General features: G+C 44.7%; 9 protein-coding genes. 6 read left to right on the top strand and 3 right to left on the bottom strand.

The annotated features are described in order from the left end of the window. Positions 1-58 precede the first annotated feature (58 nt). The 3 genes from AB4111_RS02840 to AB4111_RS02830 all read left to right on the top strand — a co-directional run bounded on the left by AB4111_RS02840 (position 59) and on the right by AB4111_RS02830 (position 3,151). Positions 59-646 (top strand): TetR/AcrR family transcriptional regulator, encoded by a 588-nt coding sequence (locus AB4111_RS02840; protein WP_442030310.1) that lies wholly within the window; start codon positions 59-61, stop codon positions 644-646. Between the two features lie 68 nt (positions 647-714). Then, a complete protein-coding gene (locus AB4111_RS02835) occupies positions 715-2,196 on the top strand; it encodes a DHA2 family efflux MFS transporter permease subunit (protein WP_442031562.1) in 1,482 nt (493 codons plus the stop codon). A 307-nt stretch (positions 2,197-2,503) separates the two neighbouring features. Continuing rightward, positions 2,504-3,151 (top strand): hypothetical protein, encoded by a 648-nt coding sequence (locus tag AB4111_RS02830; RefSeq protein WP_442030308.1) that lies wholly within the window; start codon positions 2,504-2,506, stop codon positions 3,149-3,151. An 84-nt stretch (positions 3,152-3,235) separates the two neighbouring features. On the opposite strand, the gene AB4111_RS02825 is transcribed toward AB4111_RS02830, so the two are convergent. Further along, positions 3,236-4,180 (bottom strand): alpha/beta fold hydrolase, encoded by a 945-nt coding sequence (locus AB4111_RS02825; protein WP_442030306.1) that lies wholly within the window; start codon positions 4,178-4,180, stop codon positions 3,236-3,238. Between the two features lie 232 nt (positions 4,181-4,412). Between AB4111_RS02825 and AB4111_RS02820 the strand changes: the two genes are divergently transcribed. Beyond that, positions 4,413-5,390, top strand: coding sequence for an MBL fold metallo-hydrolase (locus AB4111_RS02820; protein ID WP_442030304.1), 978 nt, complete (start codon positions 4,413-4,415; stop codon positions 5,388-5,390). Positions 5,391-5,442: 52 nt separating this feature from the next. Here AB4111_RS02820 and AB4111_RS02815 read toward each other — a convergent pair whose 3' ends face one another. Next, positions 5,443-6,024, bottom strand: a complete 582-nt coding sequence (locus AB4111_RS02815) for a LysE family transporter (protein WP_442030302.1) — start codon at positions 6,022-6,024, stop codon at positions 5,443-5,445. A 130-nt stretch (positions 6,025-6,154) separates the two neighbouring features. Between AB4111_RS02815 and AB4111_RS02810 the strand changes: the two genes are divergently transcribed. After that, positions 6,155-6,709, top strand: coding sequence for a helix-turn-helix domain-containing protein (locus tag AB4111_RS02810; RefSeq protein WP_442030300.1), 555 nt, complete (start codon positions 6,155-6,157; stop codon positions 6,707-6,709). 194 nt (positions 6,710-6,903) lie between these two features. On the opposite strand, the gene AB4111_RS02805 is transcribed toward AB4111_RS02810, so the two are convergent. After that, the gene (locus tag AB4111_RS02805) at positions 6,904-9,321 is read right to left on the bottom strand and encodes a family 43 glycosylhydrolase (protein WP_442030298.1); all 2,418 of its coding nucleotides are present in this window, start codon (positions 9,319-9,321) and stop codon (positions 6,904-6,906) included. Between the two features lie 395 nt (positions 9,322-9,716). On the opposite strand from AB4111_RS02805, the gene AB4111_RS02800 reads away from it, so the two are divergent. Then, positions 9,717-13,454, top strand: a complete 3,738-nt coding sequence (locus AB4111_RS02800; RefSeq protein ID WP_442030296.1) for an alpha-L-arabinofuranosidase C-terminal domain-containing protein — start codon at positions 9,717-9,719, stop codon at positions 13,452-13,454. The last annotated feature ends 47 nt before the right edge of the window (positions 13,455-13,501 follow it).

Here is a 13,501-nt window from a genome sequence, read left to right as displayed (position 1 = left end):
TGAGCGGGTTTAATTATATAGACCGATTGTTATAATTATTTGAAGGAAGTGGCTTTCGTTGAGTGAAAAGTCTAATGCTAGGGAGTCCATAGTCAGCACAGCAGCGAGACTGTTTTTTTCACAAGGATATCATGCGACCGGTCTGAATCAGATCATCAAAGAGAGTAGTACGCCGAAAGGGTCGTTGTATCATTATTTCCCGCATGGCAAGGAAGAGCTGGCGCACGAGTGTATTCAAAAAGCCAATGAACATATCCTGCAGACATTTGAGAAAACATTTGCAGCCCATGACAATACAGGGGACGCCATTCAGAGATTTATTCATGATTTGGCTCATGAAACAGAAGCAGCCGGGTTTACCGGATTTCTGCCATTCAGCTTCTGGGCAGCTGTGGAGACATCGTGTATAAGTCAACAGTTGCGTGTTGCATGTCAGGGTGTATTTGCAGATTGGCAGAATGTTATTAAGAAACATCTGATTCTGGATGGCGTTGGTGAAGAGAAGGCACGGGAGACGGCACTTCTGATCATTTCTTTGATGGAGGGAGCACTGATTATCAGCCTGACGAATCAGGATAAACAGCCTCTGCTGACGGCTGCTGAGTATTTGTCGGTTGTGACGAAGAACGCCAAACAGATTCAATAAGTTATACCAAGAGACAGAGAAAAAGAAAGTTCGATACGTTTGAGGAGGATGGGATCGTGGAGGTTTCCATGAAGGCTGATTCTGCACAGAATCAACAAGAAACGAAGCAATACAAGGTATTTCCGATTTTGTTCGCAATGCTGCTGAGCGGCTTTATAGGTCTGTTTGGAGAAACGGCATTAAACGTGGCTTTGACACCACTTATGGGTCTGCTTGAAGTAGGACCTACAACGATTCAATGGTTAACCACAGGCTACTTGCTTGTGTTGGGAATCCTGGTACCGGTATCCGGTATGCTGTTGCAATGGTTTACAACCAGACAGCTGTTTACAACGTCCCTGATTTTCTCCATTGCAGGCACATTTGTTGCTGCGCTTGCACCTAGCTTCGAAATTCTGTTAGTGGCACGGGTACTACAGGCTGTAGGTACAGCGCTGTTGCTGCCACTGATGTTTAACACGATATTGGTTATTTTCCCGATTGAAAAACGTGGTGCTGCCATGGGGTTAATCGGTTTGGTTATCATGTTTGCGCCAGCAAGCGGTCCGAGTATCTCCGGTCTGATCCTGGCTAATCTGAGCTGGCACTGGATCTTCTGGATCTCCTTGCCGTTCTTCATTATCTCACTGGTATGTGGCTTGTTGTTCTTACCGAATATTTCGAAATTGACCAAGCCCAAAATTGACGTACTATCCATTATCCTTTCTACTCTTGGATTTGGTGGTATCGTATACGGCTTCAGTAGCGCAGGGGGACACGGGGAAACTGGCGGAGGCTGGACGAGTCCGGTCGTTGTTGCCACTCTCGTTATTGGTGTGTTGTCCTTGCTGTTATTCAGTATCCGTCAGCTACGAATGAAACAGCCAATGATGGATCTGCGTGCATTCCGATATCCAATGTTCACAATTGGTCTGATCCTGATCTTCATCTCTATGATGATGATGCTGTCTTCGATGTTGATTCTGCCGATGTACTTGCAACAAGGTATGGCGGTTACAGCGTTGACTGCTGGACTAGTCCTGTTGCCAGGTAGCTTGCTGAATGGATTCTTGTCTCCAATTATGGGACGTCTGTTCGACAAGTTTGGTCCAAAATGGCTTGTTATTATCGGGATGGCTATCGTATCCGTTGTTTTGTTCCTATATACAGGTATCGAAGCAACAACTTCCCTTGGCATGATCATTACATTGCACGTGTTCATGATGGTTGGTATTTCGATGATTATGATGCCTGCACAAACCAACGGTTTGAACCAATTGCCTCCTGAGTTCTACCCTCACGGCACTGCGATTATGAATACTCTGCAACAGGTATCCGGAGCTATTGGTACGGCTGTGGCAGTAAGTATCCTGAGCGCAGGACAGAGTCGTTTCTTGAGCAGTGTGGCGAACCCGGAGACCCCGGAGAATCAGTTGGCTGGTTTCACGTCAGGTGTACAAAATGCGTTTGTCTTTGCATTGGTTCTTGCCGTAATCGGACTGATCATTTCACTCTTTGTGAAACGGGTCAAAGTTGGCGCTCAAGCTGGACAACAAGGTCCAATGCATTAATTAATGTAAACTACGTAATATCAAGAGCGATGCGTCCTTAACCATAAGGATGCATCGCTCTTTTGTTTGAAGAAATTTATATGTTCGATAATTTGTGTTGACGTGAAACGGGTTTCAGGCATTAGAGTAAGTATATAGCCGAACTTCGGTAGCTCAAAGAATAAAATTTCAGAGCAAATACTTCATGTTCCGGCAAGATTGTATATGTTCATACTAATATAAAAGGGTAATATAGGATTATATTAGTCCAATTTTTAATGAATCGAAAACGCTTTATATTTTTATCTTCACGCAAGGAGACCTCATTATGATAATCATTCATCCCATGGATAACGCGATCGAAGAGATGCTGTTGCACTACGAAAAAAATGGCCATCTCACACTACAGGCTTCACTTATTAGTAATAGTTCGGTTGTATATAGATTGCAAGACTATTGTCTCAAGGTATACGCTTCACGTGCAAGGTTGGATGGGGAGATGGAAAGCGAAGCACTTAGGTCATTGCAAAATAATCCTTATGCACCTAAATTGTATGCGTATTCACCAGGGGAGTACACCCTGACAGAGTGGATTGACGCATGTAATCTGAAACAATACCGTGCGGCGTATGGACATATTCCTCCGAGCTTGATATATGATATGTTCACGACAGAGCTTCAGCAGATTCATGCTGGATATTGGGACTGGGATGTTATCCGATATGAGAATTTGCTTTGGACGGAGACCGGTGATGTGAAAAGAACAGACTTTTGGTTGTGTGAGCCTGTAATAGCCAGACGTGAGAGTCTGTATAATCAGGTCATTCAAAAGATTGAACACATCTACAATGGGGATCGAACCGAAATGGAGGCAATGGAACAGTATTTCTATCGTCACCAGCTTACTTCTTCAGAGATCGAGCAAGCCTTCAGCGATTTCAGAGCCGAGCGGCCAAGGCTGGCGTTAGCACAATAAATCTCATACGCAAAACCCCAAAGATATGGATAATCTTTGGGGTTTCTTTTTTACTATAGCCTCATTACTTTGGTAGAGTGTAAGTTACTTCTTCACCAGGGCCAATATTTCATCGGCAACGAGATCAGGATGATACTGATGGATGTAATGATCGGTATCTTTAATGGTTATTTGTTTGGAATCATCTGACCAGGATATGAATTCTGCTTGTGATTTATCCCAGTCGGGTTCACTAGCACCAAGGTAGTCAGCCGTCAGTATCGTGAGTGGAAACGGAAACGGTTGCTTGTGATCTACGACCACTTTGGCATTTTCAGCTATTTCACGTAATTCATCCAACGTGTTTGCATTTCCATAGTTGTGCAACAGAGCAGTTGTATCGATTTTCTTCAGTTCATCGGGTACAAGTTTCAATTTGTTACGATTGGCATTGGATGTCTCGACAACCAGGTCTGATTGCATGGAGAGGCGGAATAATCCGGTTTGGATACGGAATTTATTCGCAAAACCACCAATTGTATCTGCCAAAGAGTCATCGTCCTTCGCATAATATTCGGGGCTTCCGCCATCAATCATGACGATACCCTTGACGAGTTCCGGGTATTTTTGCGCAAAACGAATGGTTTCCAGCGAGCCGAGTGAATGTCCAACCAATACATAAGGTGGTTTCTGTCCGGATACTTGTAATAACTCATGCAATTCCTCAGCGAGGGTATCGACATCACGTTTCTGGTCGGTTTGATCGCTATATCCATAGCCAAATCGGTCATATACTGCGAATTTCGTATTGGGAGCGAGTTTTTCATATAACGGATAATAGTCTACATAGGGATTAGCGGTACCCCAGCCGGAGGCGAGCACTACGGTAACATCGCCTTCTCCACCCGTATATAAATGCATATTTTCACCATGTACTTTGTACAACTCTCCAGGAGGCACAAGTATTTTTGCATCTTGTCTTGCACCTACTTGTTGGTAGATCACCCCTGTACTCAGAAGCAACAGAATCACAGCCAGGTCGAATATCAAAAACTTAACTATCCTTTTACGCCATTTCTTCATGTTCTATCACATACTCTCCATGTATTTTCTCTATCATATACGCCCAATCTTATATGAGAGAAAACACAGTCTTAATTCTGTCTTAATTAACCGAAAATTGAATATCAACAGCCAATGAATTAATATATAGCTACGATATGAATATATTTTATCCAATGCTGAATCACAGATCGATTATATAGAACAGAAGGTATGTACAATGACAAAATACGAAAATCAGCTCCCGACTTCAGCCGGCATGAACTTCAAGTCCTTGATCAGTATATTGAGAGATTCCATGCGTGGAGATGTAGAGCGGAGGCCATCAGGTACGATGCCCATGGAGATATGTGAACCTGCAGAATCATTCAGTGCATCCGATAATCCGCAGGTTACATGGTTCGGCCATTCGGCGTTTTTGCTTGAAATCGAGGGTCACAGGTTGCTCTTTGATCCGATGCTGGGCAATCGTCCATCCCCTGTGTCCTGGGTGGGTACCAAACGTTACAGCACGAATCTACCGATTCAACCGGAGGATTTCCCGGCTCTGGATGCAATCATTATATCGCATGACCATTATGATCATCTGGACTATGACTCCATTCGCAGATTGAAGGATAAAACAAAGCGATTTATCGTGCCGCTTGGCGTCCGCCGTCGACTGATTCAACTGGGTGTGCCTTCGGAGCAGATTACCGAGCATAACTGGTGGGATGAGTTATCGTTCAAAGGTCTAACATTTGCTTGTACGCCAGCACGACATTTTTCAGGCAGAGGATTATTCGACCGTAATTCTACCTTATGGTGTTCGTGGGTCATCGCTGGACAACATACAAAAGTGTTCTTTAGTGGTGACAGCGGATACGGCCCTCATTTCAAGGAAATTGGCAGTAAATACGGGCCATTTGACCTGACTTTGATGGAATGTGGGCAATATGACGAACGGTGGTCCAACATTCACATGATGCCAGAAGAAACGGTGCAAGCGCATTTGGATGTAGGTGGCAAGTTGCTTATCCCGATTCATTGGGCGGCATTTACGCTGGCTTATCATGCCTGGAATGAACCCGTTGAACGGATTACCAAGGCTGCACATGCTTTGAAAGTTAAGATTGCAACACCCAAAATCGGCGAGAAGGTTGTACTTCATACAGAGGATTATCCTACACACCCATGGTGGAGACCGGAATTAGGTTGAAATTAAAAGCGTTCAGCTCATTCAATGAGTGGACGCTTTTTCTTGGTGCATTTCACATCAGGATTGATAGAGCACTGTAGATTAACAAAATACCCATCACGATATTAACTGGACGTTCGTATCGCAATAGAAAGCTCTGGAATAACAGACCACCAAATGCCCAGGTCATATTGGCACTAATGCCGATAAAGGTGAGCAACAAGGAAAATGCGATGAGTTGAACATGCGATTGTCCAAGAGGCAGAACAAAAACGGATATGGCCGTAAGTCCATACAGAATGACTTTGGGATTAATGAATTGCAGGGTGAACCCAAATAGAAATGAATAATGATTGACCTTGTTCTCATCCGCATTTGCAGGTTTACTTCGCATAATTTTGAGCGCCAGATAAAGCATGTACACACATCCCAACAGGTTCAAAATGGGTGTGATCTTGGGGATATATTGATGAAGAATAAGGTTGAAATAACTGGACAGAAACATAATAAGCAGGCAGCCAGCTGCAACTCCACTAATAAACGGTAGGGTCTTGCGGAAACCCTTATTTCTTGCATGCGTCATGGAAATGATATTGTTGGGGCCCGGTGTAAATGATGCGATGATTGCGTATGTCACCAAAGGTATAATGTTCATGTATCCTCCACGTCTTCTCAAGTTGTGTGATATAATAAACTAAAATGTGCGTTATAACGCACGTTCTTTATCATTGTACAATATGTACGCTATAAAGCACAACTTGTTTATATATGGAGGAGGATGGATTTTGAAGAACATTAATCATATTCTTGCCCAGAACTTGAAACAGCTTAGGGAACAAAGAAAGCTTAGTCTGGATAAGGTTGCCGAAATGTCCGGTATCAGCAAGACCATGCTTGGTCAGATTGAACGGGGCGAATCCAATCCATCGATTGCAACTGTATGGAAGATTGCCAACGGCCTGAAAATTTCTTTTACTGCTTTGATCCACGAACCGAAGTCAGATACTACCGTTGTAACGGGCAATGATATTCAAGTTTTGATGGAGGATGAAGGAAGAGTACGAATATATCCGCATTTTCCTTTTGAAGAGGGTCGGCGTTTTGAAATATATATGATGGAGATGGACCCCCAGTCTGCGTTAAATGCAGAATCGCATATCGAAGGTACGGAAGAATTTATTACGGTCTTTGAAGGGGAAGTTACGATTCGGGTTGGGACGGAGGAATATACGGTAAACCAAGGGGAATCCATTCGTTTTGGAGCGGACAAGCCTCATGCCTATGTTAACGCTGGTGCTAAGACCAATAAAATAAACATGGTTATTCATTATTCGAAGTAATATGCAAGGATTCGGCTGTAATTTTAACGAACGATGAAAGAATGAATGCATATATGAAATGCCAACAAAGCAGCCTGATGCAAGGAACTGCAACTCCATTGTTAAACATGTCTAACAAAGGTGTGCAGTTCAATACATTGGCTGCTTTATTGGTGTGTTCGTTATAGAACCCAGCGCCTATGATATAGATCGGGTTAAGGCTTTTCTTTGGCCTGACGCTGGATTTCCTTCGCTGTTAATGCTTTATCATACACTCTTACATTATCCAGGCTACCTTTGTAGAACGGATCAGCCGCATAACGACTTTTGCCCAGATAAGCTTCTGTCACTTGCAGATCCTTAGGATTAAAGGTGATCTCGGAGCTGCTTGCAACAGATGTGCCATTCACATATAGAGTGCCCACATCCCCTTGAAGGGTTACAGCCACATGAACCCACTCCTTAGAAGGCAAGGGATTGGCAGCAATCAGACTCTGATCCCGTCCCTCATTATGGATGGTGAATTGTAATGCCCCATTATGCTGGGATGGAGTAAGGAACATATGTCTTGTCAAGCCATTTCCAAAGTCGAAAATACGCTGCCAGGACCCGCCGCCATCCCAATTGACCCAAGCGCTAAAGGTGAAATCCGTTGTATCTGTGAGGAGTCCAGGCAACTGGATGTAACTGTCGGTTCCGTTAAATGTGGCAGCCTGATTTTTGCCACCTGCAGCAGAACTCACCACATTATAAGCTTGTCCATGATATTTGTTCTTACTGTCATCCTGTGCGATTTTTGCAATTTTCTTGTGTTCAAACGTATACTCCCCGAGCAATGGGCTTACCGCTTGCTGCGGAATGATAACGTTGAACGTTTTGGAGTTTACCGCAGCTCCTTTACGAATCGTAGCAGTTAATTTCACTTTGGCATCCCCCTTGCCAGCGCGTGGTCGCTGCACTACACCAGTAGCGGATAGAGCCGAAGTATTGGAGCTTTTCCACGTAATGTCTGCATCACTTGATCCCTTTGCAGGCAGTGAGAGATTGAAGAACACATGATCCGTATTACCAATGCTCAGATCTTTTTTTATTGCATCTACAATGTCCTGATCACTTCGTTCAACACCTTGACTTCCCCAGATGGCAATCCCGGAGGAGGAGAGGGCGCTAAAGGTTAGAACCGTACTTTGGGATTCCGAATTCCATTCATGTGTGAAAACGCCGTTGTACACAACGTTATTCGATGTAATCTGAACTTTGTTGTCTGTGCCGAGACTCCATGTTCCTGTCACGGCACCATTAATTTGCCCATCTGCTGTGAACCGAACGGTCTGCGATGGCTGAATGTCCGCCGTGATGTCCTTACCGTGATTCACCCACTGGTACTGACCGGCGATATCCTGAGCTGTCAGTTGCGTTGTATCCTCTCCCAAGGCAGCATATCGATACGGAGAAACGACGGGCCAACCGTCTGCATTCATATGCATCTCATGTACGCGGACTTCATGTTCTTCACCACGCCCCGGAAAACGGGAATGGAAGATCAGATATTGTTTGCCTGTCTCCGCATCAAAATAAGCTGAGTTATGTCCCGGTGATACATAACCGGTTCCCAGGCCTGTACCGGGATCGCCAATCTGTCTCTCGAACAGGAAGTTCCCCATTAATTTGACTCCAAAAGGCTCAATGGAACGATCGTCAAATAGCGGTTTATCCTTGTCCGCTTTAACGTTGATCATATCGTTTCCTTCGGCATCAAGGAAAGGACCATCCGGCGCTTGGGAACGAGCAACTCGAATGTTATATCCTCCGTCAGCACCCAGTCCGCCGTAAGACAGGTACAGATAATAATAATCCGTTTCGGGACTGTAGAGCATATAAGGGGCTTCAATACGACTATGATTGCCTCCGGTCAGCTTTTTGCCATAACCTTGATTTGGCAGTGGTTTACCTGTCGTTGCATCAATCTCCAGAATGAAAATCCCTCCGGAGTACGAGCCATACACCATCCATAACTTGCCGTTTTTATCATAAAAGACATCAGGATCGACCACATTGGGATGGATCGTTGCATCGTAAATGGTACCATCCTCACTGATCTGATCCCACATGCCGGATTTCAACAGAATGCCTTGATCCTTATAAGGGCCTTCGATATTGTCTGCGACAGCAATGCCAAGCGCTGATCGCGGAGAGTCCCCTTTACAAGCATTGTAGTACATATAAAATTTGCCGTCCGCCAATTGAATGACATCTGCTGCCCATAACGTATCTGTTTGCGCCCATTCCAGCGCTTCAGCGAATTCCTTGGTTACATTGGGGACAACAGGATTGTTATCCGTAACACCCGATGCGACGAGATCCCAGTTCAGAAAGTCTTTAGACTTGGCCACTTGCAAGTGTGAACCAAAAATATAAAACGTATCATCCACCTTAATGACAGATGGGTCATGAACGGAAACATTTTTGAATGATGTAGCAGGATTTGCGAGAGGTGTGGTGGAAGTCTGTGAGTTACCCACGGTTGCCCCTGAACCATTTGCGAACACCGAGACCGGCGTCAAAGTTGTTGCAGTAAGTAATGCGGTGCTTAGTACAGAAATGTTAAGTACGTTTATCCAATAACGTTTCATACGTTTCCCCTTTCCTAATCCCCGGAATGAAAAATAACCCGATACTTGGCAACACACGATATAAGGTTCAGCAGACCTCCTTTGGGTATTTCATTATATCAAGCGCTTTCATTTGATATATTATCAATTGGTTTATATGTTTGTAAACCATAAATATGATGGATTTATAGCAAAATGAATAAAAATAAGAGTGGGGAGACGGACCGACAAAGCATCTTACATAGAAATAAACATAAATAAAACAGCAGTCATTCTCAAATTTAGGATTGAAATTGGGCTCTGTAATGCGATAGTATTACGTTTAGATTATGTGTTTAAATATTTATCAATCATTTTATGCTTATGCAAATCAAAAGCAAGAGAAGACAATTCCAAATTACATAGGAGGTAAGAACATGACCACATATCAAAACCAATTAATCGCACAATACACGTTCAAAGATGCTGTTCAGATTGGGAAAGACAGTTCCGGGAACGGAAATGATAGTTTGGCAAAAGGCGAGTTACCCCCTGTCATATCCGAGTTAAAAGGAAGATCGGCTGTAACTTTCAACGGGGGAGCGAATGGAACTTCTTATCTACAATTACCGTCGGATCTGCTTCGTGATGTAAGCGATAACACGGGAATTACGATTGCAACTTGGGTATTTCTCGGCAAAGGCTCCAATGTGTGGGAGCGCATTTTTGACTTTGGCAAAGGAGAGAAGGGACCGTATTTATTTTTGACACGTCAGCTTTTGGGTACGTTATACGCCGGAGATAATCTGGTTGTCCACCCAAGTCGAGGAGTTGCAAGCGGAGAATGGTTGCATATTGCACTCTCCGTAGCAGGCAGCCAAGGGGGAACATTGAGCAGTGCGGGTCCGATTGTGTATGTGAATGGGGAGAAGGCCGCAGACGGCTCGATCAGTCAGACATCCAGTGGCAATTATGCCAAATTGCGCGAATGGTTTGATTCTTTCACCGATCCCGAGAATTATAGCCAGAATTATATTGGACGTTCCCAGTATGCAGCGGATGTGGATTTTGCAGGTTCGTTATCCGACTTTCGGATCTATGGGGCAGCGCTCACCATGGATGAAGTCATTGAAGTGATGTGTGAGTCACTGACAGATGAAGCGATTGTGAAGCTTGCGGCGGACAAGTACTTGTCCTTCCCCAACCGAATCATCACCAAGGATGTATCATTACCTGCAGACTTGCTGGGTGGTAAAGTGTCTGTTGAATGGAGCTCCAGTAAGCCGGAAGTCTTATCCGAGAGCGGAGAAGTTCAGGTGATCGCATCAGCACAAGAGGTTACGCTCCGGGCTTTTCTGAACAGAGGTGATCGTAAGTTGAGCCAAAGCTTTGACGTGTCTGTTGTGCCGGCGCATCTCCCGCCTTATACGGTCACCATCCATGGGGATCAGAAGGTGGCAGACATCAGTGAAGTCATGTATGGGCTTTTCTACGAGGATATTAACAACGCGGCAGATGGCGGTATCTATGCAGAGCTTGTCCAGAATCGATCATTTGAATCTTTTGCATTTGATACATACTCGCATGACTCTGGAGAGTGTGGTTGTTCGACAGGTCGAAATCGTGAGCCTTTGTTTGCCTGGTCAGGCGATACGGAGAAAATGCTCGTACAGCATACGGATGGATTGAACGTTCACTTTAACGTGGAAGATCCTGAAGTAAATGCTTATTATGTCACGGTTCAGGATGGGGCAACAATTCGAAATCGTGGATTCTCAGACTCCAACCAGCATTGTGCCATGTCCATCAAGCAGGGTGAGGGGTATGATTTTACCGTATGGGCAAAAGCAGAATCGGCAGGAACGATCACTGTTCAATTGCAGGATAGAGAAGACACTTCCATCAGTGATTCGGTAACGTTACATGTTGAAGGCGGAAACACATGGAAGAAATACGGCTTGTCACTTACCGGAACGGAAACTGTACTTGGTCAACTAGCACTTACGTTTGAAGGTGAAATCTCCATCGATATGGTGTCCTTAATCCCTCAGAATGTATGGGGAGCTGATCCGACAGAAGAGGGAATATCGGCTACAGCACATGCCAACTACACAGGTAATCCGAACTATCGATTGAGAAAAGATCTAATCCAGGCACTCGCAGATCTGCATCCGAAGTTCTTGCGTTTTCCGGGAGGATGTATCTCGGAGGGATCTTTCATCTGGGATAACGTATATGACTGGAAGGATTCTGTGGGTCCGGTTGAGCTCCGCAAAGAAAATTATAATGTCTGGGGTTACATGATGACGATGGGTCTCGGTTATATGGAGTACTTCCAACTGGCGGAAGATCTGAATGCCGCTCCAGTTCCAGTCATGGCTTGCGGTGTGTTGTGTCAGGCACGCTCGGATTATGCTCACCCTGCGGGTGGCGCTTTAAGGGATTATTATATCCGCAACTTTACAGACCTGATCGACTTTGCGCTCAGCACAGACTTTGAACAAAACGAATGGGCAGCGGTACGAAGCCAGATGGGACATCCTGAACCGTTTGATCTTCGTTATCTGGGCGTAGGCAATGAGAACTGGGGCACTGAATTTTTTGCCAACTTCGAAGTATTCAAACGTTCGATAGATGAGTACATGAAGCAGAACTATCCTGATCATGAACTGCACATTATCTCGACGGTTGGTGCTCAGGCGGATGATGATGCGTACCAGGAAGGATGGAAGTTCCTGAGCGGGAACCTCACCGGATCAGCTCAAGTTGCTTTTGCAGATGGTACAGAGGTGATTGAAGAGACCGTAACTTGGTATGAGAATCAGGACAATTACATGGACACCATTGCAGATGAGCACTACTACCGCTCCAATGAATATCTGCTGAATAACGTGGATCGGTACAATTACTATGACCGGGCTTACCATGAAGATGGAAGTATCGATTGGAAAGAAACATCCAAAGTATTTGTGGGAGAGTATGCTTCCACGGACAAAAACACGCTGGCAGGTGCGGTTGCGGAAGCTGCGATCATGACCGGATTTGAAAATAATGCGGACGTTGTTCGCCTGGCTGCGTATGCGCCATTGTTCAACAAGGTATTAACGGATGGTACCTACCGCTGGACGCCGGACTGCATCTGGTTTGATGATGAAACCGTGTGGTATACACCGAATTATTATGTACAGCAGCTTTTTGCAAAATATGTAGGGGACCAGGTACTTGAGACTTCGTTCTCCACATATAGCAAAGGCAAACCGCTGAATCTCATTCCACGTGGCGGCATCGAGATTGCAACAGGTCATGCAGACATCGTGGTGAAGCGAGTCAAGGTCACGTCCAATGTGGATGGCACCATACTGTTAGATGAAGATTTCAGGGAACGTACAAAACCTAGTGAGGCATGGAGTCAGATTCCTGGATCGGAAGGATACACGTTAACCGCAGGAAAAGGACTCATTTTGAAGGCACAATCAAGTGGATTAAATGGATTGTATCTGCTGAATGACGAATGGACCAACTACAAGGTGCACGTTGAGGCTGAAAGAATTTCAGGTGAGGATGGTTTTTACATCGGTGTAGGACTGACGGATATCTCGCCGGAGAACAAGGATGTTATAGAGTACGCAATCAGTTACGGCGGGAACGCAACAGGAGTGAAGGTGTACAAACAAGGGATCGAAGGTTACACATTAGGAGATTATTCATCCAGTTCGGCAGCAGGTAACCTGAGAGCGGCCAACTATGAACCACTCGAGAATGGGACCGATTATACAATCACGGTTAACTATGGTGGGGATACAGGAAAAAATCTGATTTGTTCCTATACAGACGGACGTAATACCAGCAAGGTTCTGGATTACAAGCTGGAAGCATACAACCGGGAAGTATTCCACTCTGTTACGAAAGACGCACGGCATGTGTATGTGAAACTGGTGAATGCAGATGGTGTGGATAAATCAACCCGGATTTGCCTTCAGGATCTGAAGGTTGATGCTTCAGCCAGACTGATCACACTTACTGGAGAAGATCATTTGGTACATATTCCGAATGTGAATCAGAAGAATGATGAGAAAGTGATTCCCCAAGAACAGGAGATAAAATTGAATGGTGAATCAGTGATCGTTGGTTTGTCAGCTCATTCGGTAAATGTTCTTATTATGGATCTACTGTAAGCAAATATATAAATAAAAGCCCCCTTAAGCAGACATCTGTCGTTTGC

The sequence above is a fragment of the Paenibacillus sp. 2KB_22 genome (genome assembly GCF_052115745.1).
Classification (GTDB): Bacteria; Bacillota; Bacilli; order Paenibacillales; family Paenibacillaceae; genus Paenibacillus.
Note: the sequence above shows the minus strand (reverse complement) of the source record. Positions and strands in the feature narration are given on the sequence as shown.